The sequence below is a fragment of the Sphingomonas sp. S1-29 genome (genome assembly GCF_026167545.1).
Lineage (GTDB): Bacteria > Pseudomonadota > Alphaproteobacteria > Sphingomonadales > Sphingomonadaceae > Sphingomonas.
Genome location: NZ_CP110678.1, coordinates 523,037 through 549,787 on the forward strand (window position 1 = coordinate 523,037; position 26,751 = coordinate 549,787).

Genomic DNA, 26,751 nt, shown 5'->3' on the forward strand with positions numbered 1-26,751 from the left:
TCAGCCGCGGCGGACCGGTTCGCCGAACTCGTCGAAGCTCGTCGGACCGGTCACCGGCGGAAGGTCGTGCGGCGCTATGTGGGTGCCGTAATCCTCGGGCTCGGGGGGATCGAGCCGCCCGCCTTCCCATTTCGCCACCACCGCGCTCGCCACCGCATTGCCGACGACGTTGGTCGCCGACCGGCCCATGTCGAGGAAATGGTCGACCGCCAGGATCAGCAACAGCCCCGCCTCGGGGATGTCGAAAAACGCCAGCGTCGCGGCGATCACCACCAGCGACGCGCGCGGAACGCCCGCGACGCCCTTTGACGTCACCATCAGCACCAGCAGCATCGTGATCTGCTGCCCCAGCGACAGATCGATGCCATAGGCCTGCGCGATGAACATCGTCGCGAAGGTCATGTAGATCATCGACCCATCGAGGTTGAACGAATAGCCGAGCGGCAGCACGAAGCTGGCGATCCGCGGCGGCACCCCGAACTTGTCGAGCGCCTCGAGCGTGCGCGGATAGGCGGCCTCCGACGAAGCGGTCGAGAAGGCCAGCAGCAGCGGCGCGCGGATATAGCCCACCAGCTGGAGGATTCGCGGGCCGACGACCAGGAAACCGGCGCCGATCAGCAGCAGCCACAGGATTCCCATGCCGAGGTAGAAGGTACCCATGAAATAGGCGAGGCTCATGATGATCCCCGGCCCGCGCTCGGCGAGCGTCCCCGCCACCGCCGCGAACACCGCGAAGGGGGCGAAGCGCATGACGTAATTGGTGACCTGCAGGATCACCTGCGCCAGCGCCTCGATCCCGCGCACCAACGGCGCGGCCTTTTCACCGACCGCGGTGATCGCAACGCCGACGAACAGCGAGAAGACGACGATCTGGAGGATCTCGTTGTCGGCCATCGCCTCGACCCCCGAGGCGGGGACGATGTGGGTGATGAAATTCTTGAGGTTGAACGCCCCGCGCTCGACCCCCGATGCCGCATCGGCGGGCGGGATCGGAATCGCCAGCCCGACGCCCGGCTCGAACAGATTGACCAGGAACAGCCCCAAAGTCAGCGACACCAGGCTGGCGCAGATGAACCACCCCACCGCGCGAAAGCCGACGCGGCCCAGCGCGGCGGTATCGCCCATATGCGCGATGCCGGCGACCAAAGTCGCGAACACCAGCGGCGCGATGATCATCTTGATCAGCCGCAGGAACAGCGTCGTGACGATCGAGAAATATTCGGCATATTGCGTCAGCTGCGCATCGCCCGGCCCGCCGCCGTCGGTGAGCGACAGGTTGAGCGCAAGGCCGACGATGATGCCGAGCACCAGGCCGATCAGGATGTAGAGGGTCAGGCGCTTGGCCAAGGGGCAACTCCGAATGGGTACAAGGCTGCCAACCAAGGGGATTGCGGCGCGCGGGTCAAGCGCGCGAAGCGAAAAGCCGGCACTCTTCCCGTTCGCCCTGAGCTTGTCGAAGGGCCGGCCCGCACCCTCAGCGGGTGCCCCCGGCGGCGAGCCAGGGGCGTCCTTCGACAAGCTCAGGGCGAACGGGGGGAGGCGCCAGTCTCAACCACCGCGCACGGACGACTTGAGCCACGCTCGCACCTCGCATAAGCGTCGCGCATGACATCGACCAACGACATCCGCCGCTCGTTCCTCGACTATTTCGCGAAGGAGGGGCACGTGCGCGTGCCATCGGCGCCGCTGATCCCGCAAAACGATCCGACGCTGATGTTCGTCAACGCCGGCATGGTGCCGTTCAAGAACGTCTTCACCGGGCTCGAAACCCGGCCCTATCTGACCGCGACGTCGAGCCAGAAATGCGTTCGCGCCGGCGGCAAGCACAACGACCTCGACAATGTCGGCTACACCGCGCGCCACCACACCTTTTTCGAAATGCTCGGCAATTTCTCGTTCGGTGATTATTTCAAGGAACAGGCGATCGTCCATGCCTGGACCTTGCTGACGCGCGAATGGGGGCTGTCGCCCGATCGGCTGACCGCGACCGTCTATCACACCGACGATCAGGCTTTCGAATTGTGGAAGAAGATCGCGGGCCTCCCTGAGCATCGCATCATCCGTATCGCCACCGCCGACAATTTCTGGGCGATGGGTGAAAACGGGCCGTGCGGGCCGTGCTCCGAAATCTTCTACGATCATGGCGATCATATTGCCGGTGGCCCGCCGGGCAGCCCCGACGAAGATGGCGATCGCTTCGTCGAGATCTGGAACCTAGTCTTCATGCAGCATGTGCAGGAAGCCAATGTCATCGTCAGCGACCTGCCGCGTCCGTCGATCGACACCGGCATGGGGCTCGAGCGAGTCGCGGCGGTGCTGCAGGGCGTCACCGACAATTACGACACCGACACCTTCAAGGCGCTGATCGCCGAATCGAGCGCGCTCACCGGCAGCGCGCCGACGCCGGAGACGCAGGCGAGCCACCGCGTCATCGCCGATCACCTGCGCGCATCGGGCTTCCTGGTCGCCGATGGCGTGCTGCCCGCCAATGAAGGGCGCGGCTATGTGCTGCGCCGGATCATGCGCCGCGCGATGCGCCACGCGCATCTGCTGGGGGCCAAGGATCCGCTGATGCATCGGATGGTCGGCAGCCTGGTGGCCGAAATGGGCGCGGCCTTCCCCGAACTGGTGCGCGCGCAGCCGCTGATCGAGGCGACGTTGCTGCAGGAGGAAACGCGCTTCCGTCAGACCCTGGTCAACGGCCTGCGCCTGCTTGACGAGGCGACGGCCGGGATGCCCAGCGGCGCGACGCTCGCGGGCGAAACCGCGTTCAAACTCTACGACACCTATGGCTTCCCCTATGACCTGACCGAGGACGCCCTGCGCGCGCAGGGCTTCACCGTCGACCGCGCCGGGTTCGATACCGCGATGGCCGAGCAGAAGCGCGCCGCGCGTGCCGCCTGGAAGGGCTCGGGTGAAAAGGCGTCGGACGATCTTTGGTACGACCTGGCCGAGGAACATGGCGCGACCGAATTCATCGGCTATGCCGCCGAAGAGGGCGAGGCCGCCGTCGTCGCGATCATCCGCGACGGCCAGAAGGTTGATCGCGCGGGTCCGGGCGACAGTGTCGAACTGATCGTCAACCAAACGCCCTTCTATGGCGAAAGCGGCGGGCAGGTCGGCGATGCCGGCACCGTCGCCGGCGATGGCATGGTGGCGACGATCACCGATACGCGCAAATATCTCGGCCGCGTCTTCGCGCACCAGGCGACGATCACCGCCGGCGAGATCGCAATCGGCGATGCGGTCCATCTCACCGTCGATCACGCGCGCCGCGCCGCGATCCGCGCCAATCATTCGGCGACGCATTTGCTGCACGAGGCGCTGCGCCAGACGCTCGGCAAGCATGTCGCGCAAAAGGGCAGCATGGTCGCGCCCGAGCGGCTGCGCTTCGACTTTTCGCAGCCCACCGCGATCGATCCCGCGCAACTCGCGGCGGTCGAGGCCGATGTGAACCGTCATATCCGCGCCAACGGCCTGGTCTCGACCCGGCTGATGACCCCCGACGAGGCGATCGCCGAAGGCGCGATGGCGCTGTTCGGCGAGAAATATGGCGACGAGGTCCGCGTCGTGTCGATGGGCACCGACGATGATGGCGGCACCTATTCGCTCGAATTGTGCGGCGGCACGCATGTCCGCGCGCTGGGCGATATCGGCGTCTTCAAGCTGGTGGGCGAGGGCGCGGTATCGTCGGGCATCCGCCGGGTCGAGGCGCTGACCGGTGAAGCTGCACGCGCCTATCTCAATGCGCGCGACGAAAAATTGCGCGAGGCGGCATCGGTACTCAAGACCACCCCCGATGATGTGCCGGCGCGCGTCGCGGCGCTGGTCGAGGAACGCCGCCGGCTCGAGCGCGAACTGGCCGATGCCAAGAAGGCGCTGGCGCTGGGCGGCGGTGGCGCGGCTGCTGCCGGGCCCGATTTGGTGGGGTCGGTCAATTTCATCGGCAAGGTGCTCGACGGGCTCGAGGCCAAGGCGCTGCGCGGCGCGGTCGATGAAGAGCGCGCGCGGATCGGTTCGGGCGTGGTGGCTTTGGTCGCGGTGAACGACGGTCGCGCCTCGGTCGCGGTCGGCGTGAGCGACGATCTGGTCGCTAGCTTCAGCGCGGTCGATCTGGTGAAGGCTGCGGTCGCGGCACTCGGCGGGCAGGGCGGTGGCGGCCGGCCCGACATGGCGCAGGGTGGGGGACCCGATGGCGCGAAGGGCGGCGAGGCGCTGGCGGCGGTACGGGGGTTGCTCGCGGGCTGAGCTTACCGGACCCTAACCCGTTCGTTTCGAGCGAAGTCGAGAAACCGCCCCGTCCGCCAACATCAGCGTTTCTCGACTACGCTCGAAACGAACGGGTTTTTGGGGGGCATCAACCCTCCACCGCGCGCTCGCCGCGCACCCGCCGGATCCGCGGGTCGCGGTCGAGCCCCGCCGCCAGCTTGATCTCCTTGCGCATCTCATCGCGCTTTTCGTGGATCGACGCGATCACCGGTCCCACCGCGACCCCCAGATCGACCAGCACCGCCTCGGACAATTGCAGCGAGCTTTCGAGCGTCTCGGGCACCGCGTCGGTCGCGCCCGCGCGGTACAGCGCCGCGGCGTGGTTGGCGTCGCGCGCGCGGACGATGATCGGCAGCGCGGGCACCCAGCCGCGCACGCGCCGCGTTAGCCGGATGCTGAGCACCGGATCGTCCATCGTGATGATTAGCGCCTGCGCATGCCCCAGGTCGAGCCGATCGACCATGTCGCTGCGTGCGACGTCGCCGAAGCGGACATTATAGCCCTCGATCCGCGCGGCGTTGACCACGTCGATATCGGCCTCGATCGCTAGATAGGGCTTGTCGTGCGCGCGCAGCATGTCGGCCACGGTGCGACCGACGCGGCCGAAACCGATGATGACGGTGCCCTGTTCGTCGGCGAGCTCGGCGGGGACCGCCTCTTCGCCCATCTGGCGCTCGATCTGGCGCGCGATCAACCGACCGCCCTTGGCGAGCAGCGGGGTGATCGTCAGGCCGATCGCGGTGACGGTGGTCCAGAAGGTCGCGGTCGAAGGCTGGATCAGCCCCGCGGCGGTGGCGGCGGTCAGCACGATCAGCGTGGTTTCCGAAGGGCTCGCCATCAGCACCCCGGTTTCGGCCGAGGTGCCCGCTCGCGCGCCCGACACGCGCAGCAGCAGTGTCGTCACCACCGCCTTGACCAGCATCACCCCGGCGATCGCCGCGAGCAGTTCGGGCCAGTAGCGCGCGACCATCCGCAGATCGAGCTGCATGCCGACCGAGATCAGGAACACCCCGAGCGCCAGCCCCTTGAACGGCGAGATGATCGCTTCGACCTCGCCATGATATTCGGTCTCGGCGACCAGCAGCCCCGCGAGCAGCGCGCCGACGATCGGCGACAGCCCGGCGGCGGCGGTGGCGACGCTGCCGACGATCACCACCAGCAGGCTGGCGGCAAGGAACAGCTCGGGGCTCTTGGTGCGCGCCGCCTGCGCGAACAGCCGCGGCAGGATCAGCCGCCCGCCGATATACAGGATCGCGACGGTGATCCCGCCGGCAATCGCCACGTCGGTCAGGCCCTTCCAGCCTTCACCCGAGGCAGTGGGCGCCAGCGCGCCGAGCATGAAGATGATCGGCACCAGCGCGACATCCTCGAACAACAGCATCGCGAAGGCGACGCGGCCGACCGGGCTGGTCATCCCCGCGATCGGCAGCACCAGCGCGGTCGACGACAGCGCAAGCGCGAGCCCCAGCCCGATCGCGCCGCCCCAGGGCTGGCCGAGCAGGTGGAGCGCGAGGCCGATCACCAGCCCCGAAATCAGCAATTCGGCGGCACCGATCCCGAACACCATCCCGCGCATCGCCCAAAGCCGCTTAAGCGAGAGCTCTAGCCCGATCGAGAACAGCAGCAGGATGATGCCGAATTCGGCGAAGGGCGCGATCGCCTCGGGGTCCGAGATGCTGACATAATAGAGCCACGGGACCTGGCCGATCATCGATCCCAGCGCATTGGGGCCGACGAGGATGCCGACCAGGATGAAGCCGATGACCGGGCTGATGCGGAAGCGCGCAAAGGCCGGGATCACCAGCCCGGCGGCACCGAGGATCACCAACGCGTCGGAAAGGCCGCTATTCTGAAGATCGAGAGACATGGCCCAAACGTTAGAGCGCGATGCGCCGCATGATAACCTCGAATCTCCCCGCTCAGCCGAACAATTCGCCCTGCGCGCCTGGCGGTCGCCGGAAGAGGTCAGTGCGCAGGCGGACGCGCTCGCCGTCGAGACCATATTTTCGGCAGGCGATCGCGAAGCGCGTGCGCAGCAGATCGGCCCATGGTCCCTGGCCCTGCATCCGGCTGCCGAACCCCGGATCATTGTCGCGCCCACCGCGCATTGACCGAACCGTCGCCATCACCTTCGCGGCGCGATCGGGGAAATGCGCGTCGAGCCAGGCGCGGAACAGCGGCGCGACTTCGTGCGGCAACCGCACCGGAATGAAGAACGCAGCCTTGGCACCGGCGTCGGCTGCGCGCTCCAAAATATGCTCGATCTCGTGATCGGTGATTGCCGGGATTACCGGGGAGATCGACACGAAGGTGGGGATGCCCGCCGCCGCCAGCGCCGCGATCGCCTTCAGCCGCTTCTCAGGGGAGGGCGCGCGCGGCTCGAGCGTCATCGCGATCCGCGGATCGAGCGTGGTCACCGACACCATCGCCGCCGCCAGCCCCTGTGCCGCCATCGGCGCGAGTAGGTCGATATCGCGCGTCACGCGATCCGATTTGGTGGTGATCGTCAGCGGATGCCGCGCCTGTGCCAGCACCTCGATACAGCCGCGGGTGATCCGCCATTCGCGCTCGATCGGCTGATAGGGATCGGTGTTGGTACCGAAGGCGATCGGCTTGCAGACATAGCCGGGCTTGGCGAGCTCGGCGCGCAGCAGCGCGGGCGCGATCGGCTTGGCGAACAGCCGCGTCTCGAAATCGATCCCCGGCGACAGGTTGTGATAGGCATGAGTCGGCCGCGCGAAGCAATAGATGCAGCCATGCTCGCACCCGCGATAGGGATTGATCGAGCGATCGAACGGGATGTCGGGCGAGCTGTTGCGCGCCAGGATCATCCGCGGGGTTTCGATCGTGACGGTGGTGCGAACCGGCGACGGCGCTCCATCGATGCCGTCGCGATCGTCGAGCCAGTCGCCGTCATCCTCGCGCGCGTTCAGGTTGAAGCGCGCGCTGGCGGTGTTGAGCGTTGCGCCACGGGTAGGGCGGGGGGGCGGCATGCCCGAGCCATAGCACAACGACAGGAACGAAGGAAGAACATCGCTCCCCTCCCTGCAAGGGAGGGGGCGGGGGTGGGTCGAGTGCTCGCGTTACGGAAACAGCAAAGCTCGTCGGACCCGTACCTCAGGACCCGACCCACCCCCAGCCCCTCCCTTCTAGGGAGGGGAGCAGTTACCGCTCCAGCAACCGCGGCATCAGCTCGACGAAATTGCAGGGCTTGTGCCGGCTATCGAGCTGCTGCGCCAAGATCCCGTCCCACCCGTCGCGCACCGCGCCCGTCGATCCGGGCAGTGCAAAGATGTAGGTACCGCGCGCGACGCAGGCGGTGGCGCGCGACTGGATCGTCGAGGTGCCGATCTTGTCGAAGCTCAGCCAGCGGAAGAGTTCGCCAAAGCCGGGGATCAGCTTGTCGGCGACGCGTTCGACCGCCTCGGGGGTCACGTCGCGCCCCGTCACCCCGGTGCCGCCGGTGGTGACGATGCAGTCGATCTCGGGATCCTCGATCCAGGCGTGGAGCCGCGCGACGATCGTCTCGACATCGTCGCGGACGATGTCGCGCGCAGCCAGGACATGGCCGAAATCGGTCAATCGCTGCACCAGTACATCGCCCGAGCGATCCTCGGCCAACTGGCGTGTATCCGACACCGTCAGCACCGCGATCCGCACCGCGATCGGCGCCGCCGCCGCGCTATCGGACACGGTAGTTGGCGCTTGCCCCCTTCGCGGCGCTGCCATTCACCGCGCTCTTGCCCGGCAACCCGGGGAAGCGCGGCCACAGCCCCTGCGACAGCGCGATGCGGCTGTCCGATGCCTTGCCGCCCTGCGCCTCGTACATCCAGTAGTTGCGCAGCACGGTCATGACATAGCCGCGCGTCTCCCAATAGGGGATCGATTCGATGTAGAGCAGCGGATCGCCGCCATCGCGCGACGACAGGTTCCACGCCTCGACCGGGGTGGGGCCGGCATTATACGCCGCGATCACCTTGGGCAGCAGCCCGCCGGTGGTCGGCATGTCGCGCAGTTTCTCTAGATAGCTCTGCCCGACCTCGATGTTGGTCGAGGGGCGCGACAGCGCCGAACGGTCGATCACGATCCCCTTCTTGCGGCCGATATCGGTCGCCGCGGCAGGCATGATCTGCATCAGGCCATAGGCACCCGCGGGGCTGACCACCGTGGACTGGAAGCGCGATTCCTGCAGCGCGTGCGCATAGACCAGCGACTTGTCGACCCGCCAGCCGCCATCGGGGGTCCAGTTGGGGGCAGGGTAGCGCGCCGCGACCTGCGGGGTCGATCCGCGCGGGGCGTTGTGCGACAGCCAGATCTGCGTCGCGGGCAGGTTCATCGCCCCGGCGACGCGCGCGAGCGAAGCATATTCGGCAGGATCGCCGATCCGCGCCTGGTGGCGGATCACGCTGGCGGCGAGCACGTCCTCGTCGATTTCCATCAGCGCGGCAGCGATGCGAACATTGGGGCGACGCTCGAGCGCGGTCCAGTCGGCGCCCGCGGGACGCGTCGGCACCCGGTCGGTCGCCTCGGCGATGCCCAATGCCTGGCGCGCAAGCATGCCGTAGAAGGTTTCGTTGAACTGTGCCGCGCTTTGCAGCCGCGCCTGGACCAGATCGGGGCGCGCCGCCGCCATGTCGGCGCGCGAAGCCCAATAGAGCCCTGCGGCGCGCAGATCGACGTCCTTGGCGCGCTGCGCGACCGCGGTGAACGCCATCTGCGCCGCGGCATAGTCGCGCTGGCGCCAGGCCGCCAAGCCCTGCACCCAATCGGCCTGCGGCACCCATTCGCCGGTGCCACGCTGCGCGAGCGCGGCGAGCCGGCGCGCGGCGCTGTCGTCGCCGGTCAGATAATGGATCCATGCCACCCGCTGCTGCCATTCGGTCAGGCATTCGGGGCTGAGGCGATCGGCATATTCGGCGACCAAGGCTTCGCCCGCCGCGCCCAGATCGTCCTTGATGATCGGCGCCATCCGCTGCGCGAGTTCGGCGGCGGCGGCATCGCTCGCGACCGATTTCACCCGGATTCGGTTGGGCGCGCCATCGAACCACATCAGCCGCTGGGCGGTGGGCAATGTCGGCAGCGTCTCGGCGCCGCGTACCTTGGCGAGCCGCGCCAGGCTCTCGGCATGCGGCAGCTCGGGCGCCTCGGCGAGCAACGCCTGGAGCGGCAGCAGCTCGACCTTGGGCGATCCCTTGGCGGTGTAGAGTTCGGCGCGCGCGATCGCGTGGAGCGGGCCCGGCCGCATCGCGTCGAGCTGGAGCTGCGCGTCGCTCCAGCGCTCGGCGCGGATCGCCGCGAATACCTGGCGATAGGCGGTACGCTCGGCGTCATCGAGCTGCTTGGGCACCGCGATCGCGGCGGCGGTCGCGCCGCGGCGGGTGGGGATCTGGTCGTCGTCGGTCGCATGCGCAGCCGCGGGTGCGGCGACCATGGCAACGGCGATAATGGCGCGGATACTCACGTGCGCTTTCCCCCAAGCAACAACTGCAAATCTTTCCAGGCCTCCCGCTTGTGCGCCGGGCTGCTCAGCAGGAACCGGGGGTGCACGCTGGAGATTGCCGAGAACTTGGCCTGCCAGTGCTTAATGTCATGAAAACAGCCGCGAGCGTTAGCGCGGTCCGTCCCGAGGAACGCACGGCTCGCCGATTGCGACAGCAGCAGCACCGTTTTGGTGCCCGCCAGCGCCGCCAGATGCTGCGCGCGGGCGACCAAGGCGGGCTGGTCGTCGGCGGGGATCGACTGGGCGAGCGGCGCGGCGAGACACAATGTCGTCAGGTACACGTCCCCCCGGCTGCGCCCGATTGCCGCGAGCATCCGATCGAGCAGCCGCGCCTCGGCATCGAGCAGCAACCGGTCGCCGGCGGGATGGTCGAGCATCACCATCAGGTCGGCGGTCGGATCGCCTTCGCCCTCGACGATCGGCGCGTTCCACTTCGCCTCGGGCGCGCCTTCGCCGACCCGCCAGGCCAGGAACGCCTCGAGCGTTTCGGGAAATTCGGCCTCAACCGCGACGGCTGCGGGTTCGGCGGCGGCAACCGCGGGCAAGGGCGCCGCGCGTACCGGCGCCGCGAACCAGTCGCGGACCTGGTCTTCGACGAGCACATCGACCCCGGCATCGGCCCACCATTCGAGCGCACTCGCGGTGGCGGCCTGCCAGTCGTTGTGTTGATCTGCCCCCATACCCACCTACCCGACGGCAGCTTGACCTTTGGGTCAATCTGCGTGCACCGAACTTCTGCCAGGGCGGTGCCTTGGCGCGACGACCGGGTGGCGGTCAATGCCGGCACGCGAAGTGCGGCACATCGGGACCACGCCGCCGAATGGAGACTGGGATGAGTGAACGCGAGTCGATGCCCTATGATGTCGTGATCGTCGGCGCGGGGCCTGCCGGGCTGTCCGCGGCGATCCGGCTCAAACAGCTCGCGAACGACGCCGGCAGCGAGCTGTCGGTGTGCGTGCTCGAAAAGGGCTCCGAGGTCGGCGCGCACATCCTGTCGGGAGCGGTGATCGATCCCAAGGCGCTCGACGAATTGCTGCCCGAATGGCGCGAGATGGGTTGTCCGCTCGCGCAGACCCCGGTGACCGAGAACCACCATTGGGTGCTCTCGAAAAAGGGCAAAAGCTCGCTCCCCGAATTCGCGCTGCCGCCCATCATGCACAATGAAGGCTGCTACACCGGATCGCTCGGCAGCCTGTGCCGCTGGCTCGCCGAACAGGCCGAAGGGCTTGGGGTCGAAATCTTCCCCGGCTTCGCCGCCGCCGAAATACTGTTCGACGAAGACGGGTCAGTGAAGGGCGTCGCCACCGGCGACATGGGAATCGCCAAGGACGGCACGCGCAAGTCCGATTGGCAGCCAGGCCTCGAGCTCCACGCGCGCTACACCTTCTTCGCCGAAGGCGTGCGCGGGCATCTGTCGAAAGAGCTGATGCGCATCTTTGACCTGCGCAATGATTGCGACCCGCAGGTCTATGGCCTCGGCGTCAAGGAGCTCTGGGACCTCGCCCCCGGCAAGCACGTCCCCGGCCGAGTGATCCACACCCAGGGTTGGCCGCTCAGCGAGACGCAAGGATCGAACGGCGGCGGTTTCCTGTATCACCAGGCCAATGGCCAGGTGGCGCTGGGCTTCGTCACCTGGCTCAACTATTCGAACCCTCACCTCTCGCCCTTCCACGAAATGCAGCGCTGGAAGACCCACCCCGAGATCGCCGCGATCCTCGAAGGCGGCAAGCGCGTGTCGTACGGCGCGCGCGCGATCAACGACGGCGGCTTCCAGTCGGTGCCCAAGCTCATCTTCCCCGGCGGCGCGTTGATCGGCTGTTCGGCGGGCTTCGTGAACGTGCCGCGGATCAAGGGCACCCACACCGCGATGAAGACCGGGATGATGGCCGCCGAGGCGGCGTTCGAAGCGGTCGCCGCCGATCGCCGCGGCGACGAGCTCGCCGCCTATGCCAGCGCCTATGAGAGCAGCTGGGTCCGCGAGGAATTGCGCCGCGTCCGCAACGTCGTGCCGCTGGTCAAAAAGCATGGCGACCTGATCGGGTCGGGGCTGTCGGGGGTGCATATGTGGGCCGAGCATCTGGGGGTGAAGATGCCCGGCACGATGCGCCACCATCCCGATCACGAAAGCCTGTGGCGCGCCGAGGACGTCCCCAAGATCGCCTATCCCAAGCCCGATGGCGTGCTGACCTTCGATCGCCTCTCGTCGGTGTTTCTGTCGAACACCAATCACGAGGAGGACCAGCCGGTCCATCTGACGCTCAAGGACCCCGCCGTGCCGATCGCGCACAACCTGCCCTTGTACGACGAGCCGGCGCAGCGTTATTGTCCCGCGGGTGTGTATGAAGTGGTGGGCGAGGAAACCGGCGATCCGAAGTTCGTCATCAACGCGCAGAACTGCGTCCACTGCAAGACGTGCGACATCAAGGACCCCACGCAGAACATCAACTGGGTGGTGCCCGAAGGCGGCGGAGGGCCCAATTATCCGAACATGTAGGGTGGGAATCGCCGGCGCAGCGATCGCCGCGATGTTGGTGGTGTCGCCCGCGCTCGCCGCCAACGACCCGCCGACCGGCGCCAGCCTCGCCGCCTATGTCCGCGCGCGCGCCGCCGCCGCCGATGGCGCCGCCGACATCGCCGCGCGCGGCTATGCGATCGCGCTCGCCGACGATCCGGGCAACGAAGTCATCGCGATCCGCGCGTTTCGCGAAGGGATTGCGGTGGGCGATCTCGATCTCGCGCGCCGCGCGCTCGCGGTGCTCGAACGCTCGAACGTCGCGCCCGCCGATACGGTGATGCTGCGCTATGCCGATCGGGTGCGCGCGCGCGACTGGCCGGGCGCGCGCGCCGCCGCCGCGCAAGTGGCGCAAGGCCCGCTCGATTTCGTCGGCCCGGTGCTGCTCGCCTGGGTGGCGTTCGAGGAAGGCGCCGCCGACCCCGCTGCCGAGCTCGCCGCCGCCGAAGCCAATGTCATTTCGCGCCGCTACGCCGCCGAAAACCGCGCGCTGCTGCTGATCGCGCAAGGTGACTATGCACAGGCCGCCGACGCGCTCAGCGCATTGCTCGGCAACGACCAGGCCAGCCTCGACCTGCGGCTGAACGCCGCGCAGCTGTTCCAGGGCAAGCGCCAGGGCAAGCTCGCGCGCGAACTGCTGGGCGGCAATGATCCGGTGCTGGTGGCGCAGCGATCGTCGCTCGGGCGCGGCGCCAAGGCGGGGGCGGCGTTCGGTGCCTCGCGGCTGTTTACCCGGCTTGCCGCCGACCTGGGGCGCGACGAAGCCTCGCCGCTGTCGATCCTGCTCGGCCGCACCGCGCTGCTGCTCGATCCGACCGACGATCGCGCGCGGTTGCTGCTCGCCGACACGCTGTCGCAGCAGGGGGCGGGGACCCGAGCGCTCGCGCTGCTCGATTCGATCGGCGCCAAAAGCGCGTTCGCCAGCGTCGCGCAGGCGGCGCGCGTGACGGTGCTGACGCGGATGGAGGACGAGGCGGGGGCGCTCGCCGCAGCCAAGGCGCTCGCCGACGCACCCGGCGCAACGGTGACCGAGGCGCAATCCTATGGCGATCTGCTGGTCGACCAGAACCGCTTCGACGATGCCGCCGCGGCTTATGCGACGGCAATGGCGCGCGCGGGCGAGGGGGCCGATTGGGTGCTCAACCTCCAGCGCGGCGGCGCGCTCGAACAGGCGGGGCGCTGGGACGAGGCGCTGCCCTTTCTTCGCCGCGCGGTCGAGCTCGCGCCGCAGGAGCCGGTGGCGCTTAATTATCTCGGCTATGCGCAGGTCGAACGCGGCGAGAATCTGGCCGAGGGGCAGAAGCTGCTCGAACAGGCGCGGGCGCTGCGCCCCGATGACCCGTCGATCACCGATTCGCTCGGCTGGGCCTATGTCCAGCGCGGCCAATGGGACAAGGGATTGCCGCTGCTCGAACAGGCCGCCGCCGCCGAGCCCGGCGATGTCACGATCAACGAGCATCTGGGCGATGCCTATTGGCGCACCGGCCGGCGCTACGAGGCGCGCTATGCCTGGCGCGCCGCCGCGGTCCATGCCGAGGGCGACGATGCCAAGCGGCTCGCGGGCAAGCTCGCCGACGGGCTTGCCCCGGTGACCGCGGCGCGCTGACCCGATGATTGTCGAAGCCGCCCCCGCCAAGCTCAATCTCGCGCTCCACGTCCGCGCACGGCGGCCCGACGGCTATCACGAGCTCGAGACATTGTTCGCTTTCGTCGCCGATGGCGATGTCGTGACGATCGACCCCGGCGGCGCGCCGGGGCTGACGCTGACCGGCCCCTTCGCCGCGGGCCTGTCGGGCGAGGGCGACAATCTGGTGCTGCGCGCCGAACGGCTGTTCCGCGCGCGTGTCGTCGATCGCCCACCGATGGCGATACTGCTCGACAAGCGGTTGCCCGTGGCGTCGGGGATCGGCGGCGGCTCGGCCGATGCCGCCGCCACCCTGCGCGCGCTGGCGCGGCTTGAGGGGGTAGCCATCGACGATCCGCGGCTGTTCGACTGCGCCGAGGCGCTGGGGTCCGACGTGCCCGCCTGTTTGCTCGGCAGAACCGCGCTCGGGCGCGGGCGCGGCGAGGTGCTGCTGCCGCTCGATGGGCTGGCGGCGCTGCCCGCGTTGCTGATCAATCCCGGCGTCGCGGTGTCGACCGCGGCGGTGTTCGCGCGCTGGGACGGGATCGATCGCGGGCCGATCGGGCAGGGCGATCCGCTCGCCGCGGCGCTTGCCGGGCGCAACGATCTCGAGCCGCCCGCGCTCGCGCTCGCGCCGGTGATTGCCGAGATACTGGCGTTGCTTGCCGCGCAGCCGGGGGTCCGGCTGGCGCGGATGTCGGGGTCGGGGGCGACGTGCTTCGCGCTGTTCGATACCGCCGATCAGCGCGCCGCCGCCGCCGCGCGGATGCGCGCCGCGTGCCCCTGGTGGTGTCTCGAAACGGTGCTCGCGGGACAGCCTGGCGTACCAAGCCGGGACCAGGCCGCCGCATGACCCGCCGGTATCGTTCGGTTAACGCTTTGGCGCGTATCTTGCTGGGAGCCGGACAAGCGAATCCTACGCCGGGAGCGGATCGTTCGCTGACGGCCTGCGCCTCACGGCCACGTCGTGGGAAAGCGGAAGGGCGGTGCGTGCAAGCGTGCCGCCCTAACGTGCCCGCATGATCGCGATCTCGACCACCGACCATATCGCGACGCTGACGCTCGATCGCTCTGCGGCGCGCAACGCGCTGCGGATCGCCGATTGGGACGCGCTCGCCGCCGCGATCCGCGACCTGCCGCTCACCGTCCGCGCGCTGGTGCTCCATGGCGGGGCCAGCTTCTGCGCTGGCGCCGACCTGCGCGAACTCGAGACGCTGCGCGACGACAGCGCGATGCGCCCGCGTTTCCGGATCGCGATGGCGACCGCGATCGAGGCGCTGGCGGCTTGCCCGGTGCCGGTGATCGCGGGCATTGCGGGCGGATGCTACGGCGCCGGGGTCGCGCTGGCGATCGCCGCCGATATCCGCATCGCCGCCCCCGATGCCACCTTCGCCACCACCCCCGCACGGCTCGGGATCGGCTATCCCGCGACCGACGTCGCGCGGCTGGCGTCGCGGATCGGCCAAGGCCATGCCGCGCGGCTGCTATTCTCGGCGCAACCGATCCCCGCCGACGAAGCGCTGCGGATCGGCTTGGTCGAGCAGCTCGCCGACGATCCGATCGCCGCCGCGCACGCGATCGCCGCGACGATCGCCGACAACGCCCCCGCCGCGGTCCGGCTGCTCAAGCGCGTGCTCCGCCACCCCGACGAGGCAGGGCACGACGCCGCGTTCGAGGCGCGCTTCGGCACCGCCGCCTTCACCGAGGGGCTTACGGCCTTCGCAGGTAAACGAAAGCCCGATTTCCCATGAACCATCCCCCGGTCGCGATCCTCGAAGGCGCGAGCGACATCCTGCTGCTGTGCGATCACGCCTCCGACGTGGTGCCCGAGGGGATCGACCTCGGCATCGATCCGGCGCTGCTCGCCAAGCATATCGCGGTCGATATCGGTGCCGCGCCGCTGACCGCAGCGCTCGCCGCGCGGCTCGGCGCGCCCGCGCTGTCGGGGACGGTGTCGCGGCTGGTGATCGACCTCCACCGCGAGACCGACCATCCCGCGCTCGTTCCTGCCGCGAGCGACGGCCACGCGGTGCCGGGCAATGTCGGCATCGACCGTTTCGACCGGATCGCGCGCTTCCACGCGCCCTATCACGCCGCGCTCGCCCGCGAGATCGCCGCACGCCGCCCGCGGCTGCTGGTGGCGATCCACAGCTTCACCCCCCGGCTCGAAGCCGGCGGCGAAGCGCGCGCGATGCATGCCGGCATCCTCTACAATCGCGACGATCGCGCCGCCCGCGTGCTGCTCACCGAGCTTCGCGCCGCGGGGATCGAAACCGGCGACAACGCGCCCTATTCGGGGCGCCTGGTCAACACGACGCTCAACCGCCACGGCGAGGGCAGGGGGGTCGCGTGCGTCTCGATCGAGGTCCGCAACGACCTGATCGCCGATGCCGCAGGCGTCGAGCGCTGGGCCGAGCTGCTGGCGCCGATGATCGAAAAGGCGCGTAACAGTCTTGCGTTCGGGGTCGCCCCTACGCAATAGGCTTGCGCATGACCGACCAAGCCAAACCGCGCTTCGACAAGACGAAGCTCCCCAGCCGCCACGTTTCGCTCGGGCCCGAGCGCGCGCCGCATCGCAGCTATTATTACGCGATGGGGCTGCACGAGCAGGACATCGCCCAACCCTTTGTCGGCATCGCCAGCGCGGGCAACGACAGCGCGCCGTGCAACACCACGCTCAACGACCAGGCCGATGCCGCGCGCGCCGGCGTGATCGCCGGCGGCGGGATGCCGCGCCGCTTCAACACGATCACCGTCACCGACGGGATCGCGATGGGGCACCAGGGGATGAAGTCCTCGCTCGTCAGCCGCGAAGTCATCGCCGATTCGATCGAACTCAGCATGCGCGGCCATTGCTACGACGCGTTTCTGGGCTTCGCCGGCTGCGACAAGTCGCTGCCGGGCATGATGATGGCGATGCTCCGGCTCAACGTTCCCGGCATCTTCGTCTATGGCGGCTCGATCCTGCCCGGCCGCTTCCAGGAGCGCGACGTCACCGTCGTCGACGTGTTCGAGGCGGTGGGCCAATATGCCGCGGGCAATTGCCCGCTCGCGCAGCTGACCGCGCTCGAAAAGGTCGCCTGCCCCGGCCACGGCGCGTGCGGTGGTCAGTTCACCGCCAACACGATGGCGTGCGTGGGCGAGGCGATCGGGCTGTCGCTGCCCAATTCGAACATGGTGCCCGCGCCCTATGACAGCCGCGAGGCGATCGCGATCGCCGCCGGCGAGCAGGTCATGCACCTCGTCGAGCGCAACCTTCGCCCGCGCGACATCGCCACCCGCGCCGCCTTCGTCAACGCCGCGCGCGTCGTCGCGGCGACCGGCGGCTCGACCAACGCCGCGCTCCATTTGCCCGCGATGGCGAGCGAGGCGGGGATCGAGTTCGACCTGTTCGATGTCGCTGAGGCTTTCAAATCAACGCCTTACCTCGCCGATCTCAAACCCGGCGGCAGATATGTCGCCAAGGACATGCACGCTGCGGGCGGCGTCTACATGCTCATGAAGACGATGCTCGCGGGCGGCCTGCTCGACGGCGATTGCCTCACCGTCACCGGCCGCACGCTCGGCGAGAATATCGACCAGGTCACCTGGAACCCCGACCAGAAGGTCATCTACGACGTCAAGACGCCGATCACCCCGACCGGTGGGGTGGTCGGCCTGCGCGGATCGCTCGCCCCCGATGGCGCGATCGTCAAGGTCGCTGGGCTGCACCGGCTGCAGTTCGAAGGCGTCGCGCGCTGCTTCGATTGCGAGGAAGACGCCTTCGCCGCGGTCGAGGCGCGCGACATTGCCGAGGGATCGGTGGTGATCATCCGCTACGAAGGCCCCAAGGGTGGCCCCGGCATGCGCGAGATGCTGTCGACCACTGCCGCGCTTTACGGGCTGGGGCTGGGCGAGAAGGTGGCGCTGATCACCGACGGGCGCTTCTCGGGCGGCACCCGCGGCTTCTGCATCGGCCATGTCGGCCCCGAAGCCGCCGAAGGCGGGCCGATCGCGCTGATCGAGGATGGCGACATCATCCGCATCGATGCCGAAGCCGGGACGATCGACCTCGATGTTCCAGAAGCCGTGCTCGCCGAGCGCCGCGCGGCGTGGCGCCCGCGCACCAACGACTATCAGGCGGGGGCCTTGTGGCGCTATGCCAGGACGGTAGGCCCCGCCAGTCGCGGCGCGGTCACCCATCCGGGGGCGGCGAGCGAAACCCATGTCTATGCGGATATCTGAGCGCCAATGCCCTGCAACCACCGTTCGCACTGAGCTTGTCGAAGTGCCGTTCTTCTTTTCGCAGCGCACGACAAGAAGGAGCCGTGCTTCGACAGGCCCAGCACGAACGGGGCGGGGGGTAGCGCTCTTGCTCGCGCTCGCCGCCTGCTCCGAAGCCGAACCCCCGATCGCCAACGAACCCGTCATCGCCAATATCGACGAACAGGTCCGCGTCGCGCGCGCTGCCGACAGCCGGATCCTGTGCGCGCCGCGGGGCGCCGAGGGCTTCGCGCCCAACTGCACGATCGAGCGGATCGTCGACGACAAGGGGACGCTGCTGACGCTCCGCCTGCCCGATGGCGGCTTCCACCGGCTGCGCGTCGCGAGCGACGGGAGCGGCGTGGTCGCCGCCGACGGCGCCGAACCCGCCAGCGTGGCGATCGTCGCCGACGGACTGATCGAGGTCGCGATCGGCGATTCGAAATTCCGCCTCCCCGCGATCGTCGAGGAAGGCGCGCCGACGTGAACCCCGCGCTCGCTGGCGCGCCGATCGTCACCGCAGCGCAGATGCGCGCTGCCGAGGCCGACTGCTTCGCTGCGGGAGTGTCGCAGGTTGCGCTGATGGAAAGCGCCGCGCGCGCGGTGGCGCAGCAGGTTGCGCGGTTCGCCCGGTCGCGGTCGGTGCTGGTGCTCGCAGGCCCCGGCAATAATGGCGGCGATGGCTTTGGCGTTGCTTGGTTTTTGACCCAGTGGGGCCATGACGTAACCGTCGCAACGCGAGGCCAAGACTGGAACGGCGCCGCCGCAGTCATGCGCGATCGCTGGACCGGACCGGCCACCGATCTCGATGACGCCACCCCGCGCCCGGTGCTGGTCGACGGACTCTTCGGCATCGGCCTGACGCGCCCGATCGCCGCGCCGGTACGCGATCGACTGGCCGTGCTCGCCGCCGCCGCCGAGCTGGTGGTCGCGATCGACGTCCCCTCGGGAAGCTTTGCCGACCAGGATGCGAGCGATGGCGTCCAGGCGGACATCACCGTCGCGCTCGGCGCGCTCAAGCCCTGCCATGTCGTCGGCGACACCGCGCGCTGCGGCCATGTGATCCTCGCCGACCTCGCAATCGCGGTGCCGGGCGACACGCGGATGATCGCCCGCCCCGTGCTGCAGCTGCCGTCGCGCGCCGATCACAAATATACCCGCGGGCTGGTGCTCGTGATCGGCGGGACGATGCCGGGCGCCGCCCGGCTCGCGGCAGGCGCAGCGGCGCGCGGCGGCGCGGGCTATGTCGTGCTGGCCTCGGACGATGCGCGCGTTCCCTTCGAAGCGGTGGTCTCGCGCAAGCCCGACACGATCGCGACAATGCTGGCCGACCCAAAGCTCGGCGCAGTGGTGATCGGACCGGGGCTCGGCCGCGACGACGAAGCTCGCACGTGCTTTGAGGAAGCTGCTGCAAGCGATTGCCCGCTGGTCATTGACGGCGACGCGCTCGCGCTGGCATCGATCGAGCAACTCGCCCGCCGCACCGCCCCGACGATCCTCACCCCGCACAGCGGCGAGTTCGACCGGCTCTTCGGCACCGGCGGCGGCAACAAGCTAGATCGGACCCGCGACGCCGCGCGGCGGTCGGGCGCGATCGTCGTCCACAAGGGTGCCGACACCGTCATCGCCGCGCCCGATGGCCAAACCATCGTCGCGCACCCGCCCGCCTGGCTGTCGACCGCGGGCACCGGCGACGTGCTGGCCGGGCTTGCCGCCGCGCGAATGGCGGCTTCGCGCGACCCGATGCGCGCCGCGATCGAAGCGGTTTGGCTCCATGCGCGTGCGGCAAGCCTTGCAGGACCGGCGTTCGTGGCCGATGAGCTCGCCATGCATCTTCCCCAAGCCATCGCCGAATGTCTGTAGACCCCGATCCGATCGTCCGCGTCGCCGCGCGCGGCGAGGGCGTCACCGCCTCTGGCCGCCACGTGCCGATGGCCGCGCCGGGCGACGTCGTCGGCAGCGACGGCGTGGTCAGCGCCGGCGCGCACCACCAGCAGCCGCCCTGCCGCCACTTCCCGCTATGCGGCGGCTGCCAGCTCCAGCATCTCGACGACACCGCCTATGCGCGCTTCCTCGTCGATCGGATCGAAGGCGGGCTCAAGGCGCAAGGGCTGGCGACCGAGATCCGCACGCCGATCCTGTCGCCGCCACGCACTCGCCGCCGCGCGACGCTCCACGCCGAACGCCGCGGGCGCCAGGTGCATCTCGGCTTCACCCAGGGGGCGAGCCATCACCTCGTCGATCTCGACGAATGCTGGGTGCTGACGCCCGCGTTGTTCGCGGTGCTCGCACCTTTGCGCGGGCTGCTCGCCGCGCAGCTCACCGAATCGCGACGGATCGACGTTCATCTCGCCGAGGTCGACCAGGGCATCGACGTGGTGCTCCAGGGCCAGCTCCGCGACGGGCTCGCCGCCGCCGAGGCGATCACCGCCTTTTCGCGCCGCCACAAACTCGCGCGGCTGTCGATCGACGATGGCTTCGGTCCCGAAGCGCGGTGGGAGCCCGATCCGGTCACGATCACGCTGGGGGGTGTTGCAGTGCCGATGCCCGCGGGCGGCTTCCTCCAGGCGACGCGCGAGGGCGAGGCGACGCTGGTCGACACCGTCCGAACGATCATCGGCGAACCGCGCACCGTCGCCGATCTGTTCGCCGGGCTCGGCACCTTCGCGCTGGCGATGACCCCCGCCACCAAGGTCTATGCCGCCGAGGGCGCGCGCGAGGCGCTGCTCGCGCTCAAGGCGGGGGCAGGGCGCGTCCAGCGCCAGCTGTTCGCCGACCACCGCGACCTCTTCCGCCGCCCGCTCACCGCCGAGGAGCTCAACCGCTTCGACGCGATCATGCTCGATCCGCCGCGCGCCGGCGCGCACGAGCAGACGCTCAACCTTGCCATGTGCAAGGTGCCGCGCGTGGCCTATGTTTCGTGCAATCCCAGCAGCTTCGCGCGTGATGCCAAGAAGCTGTGCGAAGGTGGGTATAGCCTGGAATGGGTGCAGCCGGTCGGACAGTTCCGCTGGTCGACGCATGTCGAGCTCGTGGGATGCTTCACGCGCTGAGCATCATCGGGGCCACACCCTCACACCGTTCGTGCTGAGCTTGTCGAAGCACCGTTCTTCTTTTCCTCCTTTGGCGAAGAAAGAACGGCACTTCGACAAGCTCAGTGCGAACGGATTTGATTAACCCGGATAATCCGCCGCCACAAAATACAACCCCTCCGCCGGCGCATTCATCCCCAGCGCCGCCCGATCGCGCGCCGCCAGCGCCTCGCCGATATCGTCGGGCGTCCATTTCCCCTGGCCCACCAGCGCGAGGCACCCCACCATCGACCGCACCTGATGGTGCAGGAACGAGCGCGCCGAGGCGAAGATTCGGATCAGCTCGCCCTCGCGCACCACCTCGAGCCGGTCGAGCGTCCGCAGCGGGCTGTCGGCCTGGCAATGCGTCGAGCGAAAGGTGGTGAAGTCATGCCGTCCGGTCAGCTGAAGCGCCCCCGCCGCCATCGCCTCGGCATCGAGGGGATTGGCGATCCGCCACGCGCGGCCGAGCTCGAGCGTCAGCGGCGCGCGGCGCGCGCGGATGCGGTATTCATAATGCCGCGCGGTGCAGGCGAACCGCGCATGCCAGTCGCCCGCGACCTCGACACAATCGAGGACCGCCACCGGCTGCGGGCGAAGTACCGCGTTCAGCCCCTCCATCAGCCGGAACGCGGCGATCGGTCGCTCGACATCGACATGCGCGCGCATCGCCAGCGCATGCACCCCGGCATCGGTGCGGCCCGCGGCATAGACCAGCACATCCTCGCCCAGGATCCGCCGCGCGGCGTCTTCGATCGCCTGCTGGACGCTGGGGCCGTGCGCCTGATGCTGCCACCCCATGAACGGGCGGCCGTCATATTCGATCGTCAGCGCGAACCGGGTCACGCGAGGATCGTGCCCGCTGGGATGGGGAATCCGCGGAGCAGCTCGGCGGGCGTCATCGCCCCGCGCCCCGCGCGCTGGACGAGAGTGGGGAGGAGATAGCCATCGGCGCACGCGACGGCGAAGCCCGCAGCATGATCGATGACCGCCCCCACTTCGTCATTCCCGCGAAAGCGGGAACCCAGAGTCGCGAGGGCTTCCGCCCCACCACTGCCTTCGGTCCCCTGGATCCCCGCCTGCGCGGGGATGACGGAGGCAGAAAGCACCCGAACCCGCTCGCCTCCCACCTCGAAGAACGCCCCCGGCGCCGGATTGAACGCCCGCACCTGGCGCTCCACCTCGACCGCGCTCCGCGAAAAGTCCAACTGAGCCTCGGCCTTGTCGATCTTGGGCGCATGCGTCGCGCCGTCGGCTTGCGCCACCGGCGGATACCCTGCCAGATCGCCCAGCACCTCGACCATCAGCCGCGCCCCCATCGCGCTAAGCTCGGCGGTCAACTCGCCCGCGGTCTTGCCCTCGACCGGCGTCCGCCCCTCGAGCCGCACCGGCCCGGTATCGAGCCCGGCTTCCATTTGCATGATCCCGACCCCGGTCTCGGCATCCCCCGCCAGGATCGCCCGCTGGATCGGTGCCGCCCCGCGCCAGCGCGGCAGCAGCGAAGCATGGACGTTGAGGCACCCGTGGCGTGGCGCGTCGAGCACCGCGCGCGGCAGGATCAGGCCATAGGCCGCGACCACCGCGACATCGGCATCATGCGCCGCGAACCCCGCCTGCGCGGCCGGATCGCGCAAGCTCATCGGGTGATGCACCCCGATCCCCAGCGCTTCGGCACGCGCCTGCACCGGCGAGGGGGTGAGCGCCTTGCCCCGCCCCGCGCGGCGCGGCGGCTGGGTATAAGCGGCGACCACGTCGTGCCCCGCGGCGACCACCGCATCGAGGATCGGAACGGCGAATTCGGGGGTGCCCATGAAGACGATACGCATCGCCCTTCTGAACCGCTTGGCAGGCGGGCATGCAACCCCCTATCTGTGGCTGCGATGGCATCTCCCGAAATCGACGCGCTCACCCAGGCGCTGGCGCGGCTTCCCGGGCTCGGCCCGCGTTCGGCGCGGCGCGCGGTGCTGCATCTGCTCAAGCGCCGCGAAACCGCGCTCGCGCCTTTGCTCGCCGCGCTCGATGCGGTGAACGAGCGGCTCGTCACCTGCTCGACCTGCGGCAATGTCGACACCAACGACCCCTGCGGCGTCTGTTCCGATCCGCGCCGAGACGGGCGCGCGCTGTGCGTGGTCGAGGAGGTCGCCGATCTCTGGGCGCTCGACCGCTCACGGCTGTTTCCCGGCCGCTTCCATGTTCTCGGCGGCAAACTCTCGGCGCTCGAAGGCGTCCGCCCCGAAGACCTCGCGATCGATGCGCTGGTCCGCCGGATCGAGGCTGGGGGGATCGACGAGGTCGTGCTCGCGATGAACGCCACGCTCGAAGGGCAGACCACCGCGCATTATCTCGCCGAGCGGATCGAGCGCTTTCCGGTGCGCATCACCCAGCTCGCGCATGGTTTGCCGGTAGGCGGCGAGCTCGATTATCTCGACGAGGGGACGCTGGCCCAGGCGCTGCGCGCACGTCGCCCGGTTGCCTGACGCCGCCACCGGCGCTTGACCCCCCGCCCGCGCAGACTTAATTTGGCAATATGGCCATACTCCCGATCATCGAAATTCCCGACCCGCGCTTGAAGCTGGTATCCGAACCCGTCGCCGACATCGACGACGGGGTGCGCCAGCTGGTCGCCGACATGTTCGAGACGATGTACGACGCCCCAGGAATCGGGCTCGCGGCGATCCAGGTCGCGGTGCCGAGCCGCGTGCTGGTGATCGACCTTCAGGAGGAAGACGAAGAGGGCAAGCCGGTGCGCAACCCGCTGGCGTTCATCAACCCCGAAATCCTCGAAGTCTCCGACGAGCTGCGCGTCTACAACGAAGGCTGTCTGTCGATCCCCGACCAATATGGCGAGGTCGAGCGCCCCGCGCGCTGCCGCGTCCGCTGGCTCGACCCCGAGGGCGCGAGCCACGAGGAGGAACTGGATGGCCTGCTCGCCACCTGCCTCCAGCACGAGATGGACCATCTCAACGGCGTGCTGTTCATCGATCACATGTCGCGGCTCAAACGCGACATGGTGCTCCGCAAACTCGCCAAGGCGCGCAAGGCGGCGGCTTGAGCGTGACGCCATGACGCGGTAGGTTCGCGCTTCGTTCACCCGGAGTGCCGCCGCTTATGGATCCTGTTTTCGCAATTTTGCTGGTGGTGGCGGCGCTCGTCGTCGGCTCGGTGCTCGGCTGGTTCCTCGGTAATCGCGGGCGTGAGAGCGTGCGCGCCGAACGCGACGCGCGTGAGGCCGAGTTCAAGAAGGCGATCACCGATCTCGCGCTGGCGTCGGACCGCGCCGAGCGCGTCGGCGCGCTGGTGGTTGAAAACGAAACGCTGCGGATCGAGCGCGACAGTGCGCGGCTCGACCTCGCGACGCTCAAGGCCGACGCCCGCGCGTTCGAGGCGCGGCTCGAGGAGTTCAAGGCCGCCAAAGACGCGATGGCCAACCAGTTCGCCGACGTCGCCAACCGCCTGCTCGGCGACGCGCAAAAGGCCTTCCTCGCGCGCGCCGACGAGCGTTTCCACCAGGCCGGCGAAAACAACGAGATGAAGATCAAGGCGCTGCTCGCCCCGGTCGAACAGACGCTCAAACGCTATGAATCGGGGGTCGAGCGCGTCGAGAAGGAACGCTCGGAGGCCTATGGCAACCTGACCGGACTGATGGAGGCGATGCGGATCGGCCAGGAATCGGTGAAGAGCGAGGCCGCCAAGCTGGTCAACGCGCTGCGCGCCGCGCCCAAGGCGCGCGGGCGCTGGGGCGAACAGCAGCTCAAGAATGTGCTCGAGACCTGCGGCCTCACCGAACACACCGATTTCCACATGGAAGTCTCGGTCGATGCCGAGGGCGGACGGCTGCGCCCCGATGCGACGATTCGCGTCCCCGGCGATTCGCTGCTGGTGATCGATGCCAAGGTGTCGCTCAACGCCTATCAGGATGCCTATGGCGCGATCGACGAGAGCGAACGCGCGCGCCACCTCACCGCGCATGTCGCCTCGATGAAGGCGCATGTGAACGCGCTGGGCAGCAAGGCTTATCAGGGCCAGTTCGCCAACACCCCCGAATTCGTCATCATGTTCGTCCCCGGCGAGCATTTCGTGTCGGCCGCGCTCGAGCACGAGCCGGGCCTATGGGACTTCGCGTTTGAAAAGCGCGTGCTGATCGCGACGCCGACCAATCTCATCGCGATCGCGCGGACGGTGTCGGCGGTGTGGCGGCAGGAAAAGCTGGCGGGCGAGGCGCGCGAGATCGCCAATCTGGGCCGCGAGCTACACGCGCGAATCGTGACGATGGGCAACCACATCGCGCGGATGGGCAAGAACCTCGAAAGCGCGAACAGCGCGTACAACGCCTTCGTCGGCTCGATCGAAAGCCAGGTGATGACCTCGGCCAAGCGTTTCGAGACGCTCAACGTCGATACCGGCGACAAAGCGATCGATTCGCTGCCGATGGTGGAAAGCAGCCCGCGCCCGCTGTCGAAGCTCAAGACCGCGCTGATCGGCGCCGAGGCGGAGTAGGGGGCGCAATCCTCCCCCGCCAGGGGGAGGGGGACCGCCGCGAAGCGGTGGTGGAGGGGGCGGACACGAGCCGGGTGTTGTGAGTCCTCCCCCTCCGTCGGCCCTGCGGGCCGCCACCTCCCCCTGGCGGGGGAGGAACAAGCCGCTCACCGCCGCTGGTTCAGCACCTCATACGCCATCACCGCCGTCGCCACCGCGGCGTTCAAACTATCGGCCTTGCCCAGCATCGGCATCTTCACCCGCAAGTCGCATTCGGCGGCATAGGCAGCGGGCAACCCCTGCGCTTCGTTCCCCGTCAGCAGGAAGGTCGGCGCGGCGTAGCGCGGTGCCTGGTAATCGACCTCGGTATCGAGGCTCAGCGCCACCAATTGCCCCGGCCCGCTGCGCAGCCACGGCAGGAACTCCCCCCACGCAGCGCGCGCGATCGGCACGGTGAACAGCGCCCCCATGCTCGCGCGCACCGCCTCGACCGAAAAGGGATCGACGCAATCGTCGATCAGGATCAGCCCGCCCGCGCCCACCGCGTCGGCGGTGCGCAGGATCGTCCCCAGATTGCCCGGATCGCGCAGCCGCTCGGCGACCAGCCACAGATCCGCGCGCGTCCGATCGAGGCTAGCGAGCGGAGTGAGGAATTCGGCGTACACCCCGACGACGGCACCCGGATTGTCCTTGCCCGACAGCTTCGACAGAATGTCGGCATCGGTTTCGATCGCCTCGCCGCCATTCGCCTCGGTCGCCTCGATCAGCGCGATCACCAGCGGATGCTGCGCGCTGTCGGCGGCATAGAAGACGAATTGCGGCAGGATCCCCGCCTCGCGCGCTTCGGTGAGGATCCGCAGCCCCTCGGCAAGGAACAGCCCTTCCTCGCGGCGATGCCGCTTGTCGCGCAGCCCGCGGATACGCTTGACGAGCGGGTTGGAAAAGGCGGTGATCTGGCGGGGCATATTGTCTTCTGATTCCCCTCCCGCTTGCGGGAGGGGCTAGGGGAGGGGATGGCGGTCGCTGCCGACCGTAAGACTATGCCCCCTTAGCCGCT

General features: G+C 68.8%; 22 protein-coding genes. 13 read left to right on the plus strand and 9 right to left on the minus strand.

All coding sequences use genetic code 11. The annotated features are described in order from the left end of the window. Positions 1 to 1,347 carry a dicarboxylate/amino acid:cation symporter gene (locus OKW76_RS02430; RefSeq protein WP_265550809.1) on the minus strand — a complete coding sequence of 449 codons (1,347 nt, stop codon included), beginning with the start codon at positions 1,345 to 1,347 and terminating at the stop codon, positions 1 to 3. A gap of 258 nt (positions 1,348 to 1,605) precedes the next feature. Between OKW76_RS02430 and alaS the strand changes: the two genes are divergently transcribed. After that, positions 1,606 to 4,248 carry an alanine--tRNA ligase gene (alaS, locus tag OKW76_RS02435; RefSeq protein WP_265550811.1) on the plus strand — a complete coding sequence of 881 codons (2,643 nt, stop codon included), beginning with the start codon at positions 1,606 to 1,608 and terminating at the stop codon, positions 4,246 to 4,248. Positions 4,249 to 4,357: 109 nt separating this feature from the next. Here the strand turns inward: alaS and OKW76_RS02440 are convergent, their stop codons facing one another. The 5 genes from OKW76_RS02440 to OKW76_RS02460 form a co-directional block, all read right to left on the minus strand. Then, complete coding sequence (locus OKW76_RS02440; RefSeq protein WP_265550813.1) at positions 4,358 to 6,136, minus strand: cation:proton antiporter; 1,779 nt, start codon at positions 6,134 to 6,136, stop codon at positions 4,358 to 4,360. A 52-nt stretch (positions 6,137 to 6,188) separates the two neighbouring features. Next, complete coding sequence (locus tag OKW76_RS02445) at positions 6,189 to 7,262, minus strand: PA0069 family radical SAM protein (protein WP_265550816.1); 1,074 nt, start codon at positions 7,260 to 7,262, stop codon at positions 6,189 to 6,191. Positions 7,263 to 7,434: 172 nt separating this feature from the next. Beyond that, the gene (moaB, locus tag OKW76_RS02450) at positions 7,435 to 7,962 is read right to left on the minus strand and encodes a molybdenum cofactor biosynthesis protein B (RefSeq protein ID WP_265550818.1); all 528 of its coding nucleotides are present in this window, start codon (positions 7,960 to 7,962) and stop codon (positions 7,435 to 7,437) included. Continuing rightward, complete coding sequence (locus OKW76_RS02455; protein WP_265550820.1) at positions 7,952 to 9,700, minus strand: lytic transglycosylase domain-containing protein; 1,749 nt, start codon at positions 9,698 to 9,700, stop codon at positions 7,952 to 7,954. The genes moaB and OKW76_RS02455 overlap by 11 nt, the downstream gene beginning before the upstream one ends. Before the next feature lie 26 nt (positions 9,701 to 9,726). Continuing rightward, positions 9,727 to 10,449 carry a uracil-DNA glycosylase family protein gene (locus tag OKW76_RS02460; protein WP_265550822.1) on the minus strand — a complete coding sequence of 241 codons (723 nt, stop codon included), beginning with the start codon at positions 10,447 to 10,449 and terminating at the stop codon, positions 9,727 to 9,729. A 152-nt stretch (positions 10,450 to 10,601) separates the two neighbouring features. On the opposite strand from OKW76_RS02460, the gene OKW76_RS02465 reads away from it, so the two are divergent. The 9 genes from OKW76_RS02465 (at position 10,602) to OKW76_RS02505 (ending at position 21,200) form a co-directional block, all read left to right on the plus strand. Beyond that, positions 10,602 to 12,263, plus strand: coding sequence for an electron transfer flavoprotein-ubiquinone oxidoreductase (locus OKW76_RS02465; RefSeq protein ID WP_265550824.1), 1,662 nt, complete (start codon positions 10,602 to 10,604; stop codon positions 12,261 to 12,263). Position 12,264: 1 nt separating this feature from the next. Continuing rightward, the gene (locus OKW76_RS02470) at positions 12,265 to 13,887 is read left to right on the plus strand and encodes a tetratricopeptide repeat protein (RefSeq protein ID WP_265550826.1); all 1,623 of its coding nucleotides are present in this window, start codon (positions 12,265 to 12,267) and stop codon (positions 13,885 to 13,887) included. Positions 13,888 to 13,891: 4 nt separating this feature from the next. Continuing rightward, positions 13,892 to 14,758, plus strand: a complete 867-nt coding sequence (locus OKW76_RS02475; protein WP_265550828.1) for a 4-(cytidine 5'-diphospho)-2-C-methyl-D-erythritol kinase — start codon at positions 13,892 to 13,894, stop codon at positions 14,756 to 14,758. Positions 14,759 to 14,924: 166 nt separating this feature from the next. Next, on the plus strand, positions 14,925 to 15,656 hold the full coding sequence (locus OKW76_RS02480; protein WP_265550829.1) for an enoyl-CoA hydratase/isomerase family protein: 732 nt from the start codon (positions 14,925 to 14,927) through the stop codon (positions 15,654 to 15,656). Further along, complete coding sequence (locus OKW76_RS02485) at positions 15,653 to 16,387, plus strand: N-formylglutamate amidohydrolase (protein ID WP_265550831.1); 735 nt, start codon at positions 15,653 to 15,655, stop codon at positions 16,385 to 16,387. The genes OKW76_RS02480 and OKW76_RS02485 overlap by 4 nt, the downstream gene beginning before the upstream one ends. Before the next feature lie 8 nt (positions 16,388 to 16,395). Then, the gene (gene ilvD, locus OKW76_RS02490; RefSeq protein WP_265550833.1) at positions 16,396 to 18,129 is read left to right on the plus strand and encodes a dihydroxy-acid dehydratase; all 1,734 of its coding nucleotides are present in this window, start codon (positions 16,396 to 16,398) and stop codon (positions 18,127 to 18,129) included. Positions 18,130 to 18,256: 127 nt separating this feature from the next. Beyond that, positions 18,257 to 18,634 (plus strand): hypothetical protein, encoded by a 378-nt coding sequence (locus OKW76_RS02495; RefSeq protein WP_265550835.1) that lies wholly within the window; start codon positions 18,257 to 18,259, stop codon positions 18,632 to 18,634. Continuing rightward, a complete protein-coding gene (locus OKW76_RS02500) occupies positions 18,631 to 20,010 on the plus strand; it encodes an NAD(P)H-hydrate dehydratase (RefSeq protein ID WP_265550837.1) in 1,380 nt (459 codons plus the stop codon). Before OKW76_RS02495 ends, OKW76_RS02500 begins: the two co-directional genes overlap by 4 nt. Then, positions 20,001 to 21,200 (plus strand): class I SAM-dependent RNA methyltransferase, encoded by a 1,200-nt coding sequence (locus tag OKW76_RS02505; RefSeq protein WP_265550838.1) that lies wholly within the window; start codon positions 20,001 to 20,003, stop codon positions 21,198 to 21,200. The genes OKW76_RS02500 and OKW76_RS02505 overlap by 10 nt, the downstream gene beginning before the upstream one ends. Before the next feature lie 120 nt (positions 21,201 to 21,320). Here OKW76_RS02505 and truA read toward each other — a convergent pair whose 3' ends face one another. Further along, entirely contained in the window at positions 21,321 to 22,064 is a 744-nt protein-coding gene (gene truA / locus OKW76_RS02510) for a tRNA pseudouridine(38-40) synthase TruA (RefSeq protein ID WP_265550840.1), read from the minus strand. After that, complete coding sequence (gene fmt / locus OKW76_RS02515; RefSeq protein ID WP_265550842.1) at positions 22,061 to 23,044, minus strand: methionyl-tRNA formyltransferase; 984 nt, start codon at positions 23,042 to 23,044, stop codon at positions 22,061 to 22,063. The genes truA and fmt overlap by 4 nt, the downstream gene beginning before the upstream one ends. A gap of 54 nt (positions 23,045 to 23,098) precedes the next feature. Here fmt and recR point away from each other — a divergent pair, with 54 nt between their 5' ends. From recR to rmuC, 3 genes are read left to right on the plus strand one after another with little or no spacing between them, the layout of a single operon-like run. Next, on the plus strand, positions 23,099 to 23,695 hold the full coding sequence (recR, locus tag OKW76_RS02520) for a recombination mediator RecR (protein WP_265550844.1): 597 nt from the start codon (positions 23,099 to 23,101) through the stop codon (positions 23,693 to 23,695). Between the two features lie 50 nt (positions 23,696 to 23,745). Then, a complete protein-coding gene (gene def, locus OKW76_RS02525; RefSeq protein ID WP_265550846.1) occupies positions 23,746 to 24,270 on the plus strand; it encodes a peptide deformylase in 525 nt (174 codons plus the stop codon). A 56-nt stretch (positions 24,271 to 24,326) separates the two neighbouring features. After that, positions 24,327 to 25,715, plus strand: coding sequence for a DNA recombination protein RmuC (gene rmuC, locus OKW76_RS02530; protein ID WP_265550848.1), 1,389 nt, complete (start codon positions 24,327 to 24,329; stop codon positions 25,713 to 25,715). Between the two features lie 146 nt (positions 25,716 to 25,861). Here the strand turns inward: rmuC and OKW76_RS02535 are convergent, their stop codons facing one another. Next, complete coding sequence (locus OKW76_RS02535; protein WP_265550852.1) at positions 25,862 to 26,659, minus strand: TrmH family RNA methyltransferase; 798 nt, start codon at positions 26,657 to 26,659, stop codon at positions 25,862 to 25,864. Positions 26,660 to 26,751 lie beyond the last annotated feature (92 nt).

Excerpts from the sequence above, each read along its gene's own strand:
- alaS (WP_265550811.1), top strand. The coding sequence starts at position 1,606 with ATGACATCGACCAACGACATCCGCCGCTCGTTCCTCGACTATTTCGCG.
- OKW76_RS02440 (WP_265550813.1), bottom strand. The coding sequence starts at position 6,136 with ATGTCTCTCGATCTTCAGAATAGCGGCCTTTCCGACGCGTTGGTGATC.
- OKW76_RS02445 (WP_265550816.1), bottom strand. The coding sequence starts at position 7,262 with ATGCCGCCCCCCCGCCCTACCCGTGGCGCAACGCTCAACACCGCCAGC.
- OKW76_RS02455 (WP_265550820.1), bottom strand. The coding sequence starts at position 9,700 with ATGGTCGCCGCACCCGCGGCTGCGCATGCGACCGACGACGACCAGATC.
- OKW76_RS02460 (WP_265550822.1), bottom strand. The coding sequence starts at position 10,449 with ATGGGGGCAGATCAACACAACGACTGGCAGGCCGCCACCGCGAGTGCG.
- OKW76_RS02465 (WP_265550824.1), top strand. The coding sequence starts at position 10,602 with ATGAGTGAACGCGAGTCGATGCCCTATGATGTCGTGATCGTCGGCGCG.
- OKW76_RS02475 (WP_265550828.1), top strand. The coding sequence starts at position 13,892 with ATGATTGTCGAAGCCGCCCCCGCCAAGCTCAATCTCGCGCTCCACGTC.
- OKW76_RS02480 (WP_265550829.1), top strand. The coding sequence starts at position 14,925 with ATGATCGCGATCTCGACCACCGACCATATCGCGACGCTGACGCTCGAT.
- OKW76_RS02485 (WP_265550831.1), top strand. The coding sequence starts at position 15,653 with ATGAACCATCCCCCGGTCGCGATCCTCGAAGGCGCGAGCGACATCCTG.
- ilvD (WP_265550833.1), top strand. The coding sequence starts at position 16,396 with ATGACCGACCAAGCCAAACCGCGCTTCGACAAGACGAAGCTCCCCAGC.
- OKW76_RS02505 (WP_265550838.1), top strand. The coding sequence starts at position 20,001 with ATGTCTGTAGACCCCGATCCGATCGTCCGCGTCGCCGCGCGCGGCGAG.
- fmt (WP_265550842.1), bottom strand. The coding sequence starts at position 23,044 with ATGCGTATCGTCTTCATGGGCACCCCCGAATTCGCCGTTCCGATCCTC.
- recR (WP_265550844.1), top strand. The coding sequence starts at position 23,099 with ATGGCATCTCCCGAAATCGACGCGCTCACCCAGGCGCTGGCGCGGCTT.
- def (WP_265550846.1), top strand. The coding sequence starts at position 23,746 with ATGGCCATACTCCCGATCATCGAAATTCCCGACCCGCGCTTGAAGCTG.
- rmuC (WP_265550848.1), top strand. The coding sequence starts at position 24,327 with ATGGATCCTGTTTTCGCAATTTTGCTGGTGGTGGCGGCGCTCGTCGTC.
- OKW76_RS02535 (WP_265550852.1), bottom strand. The coding sequence starts at position 26,659 with ATGCCCCGCCAGATCACCGCCTTTTCCAACCCGCTCGTCAAGCGTATC.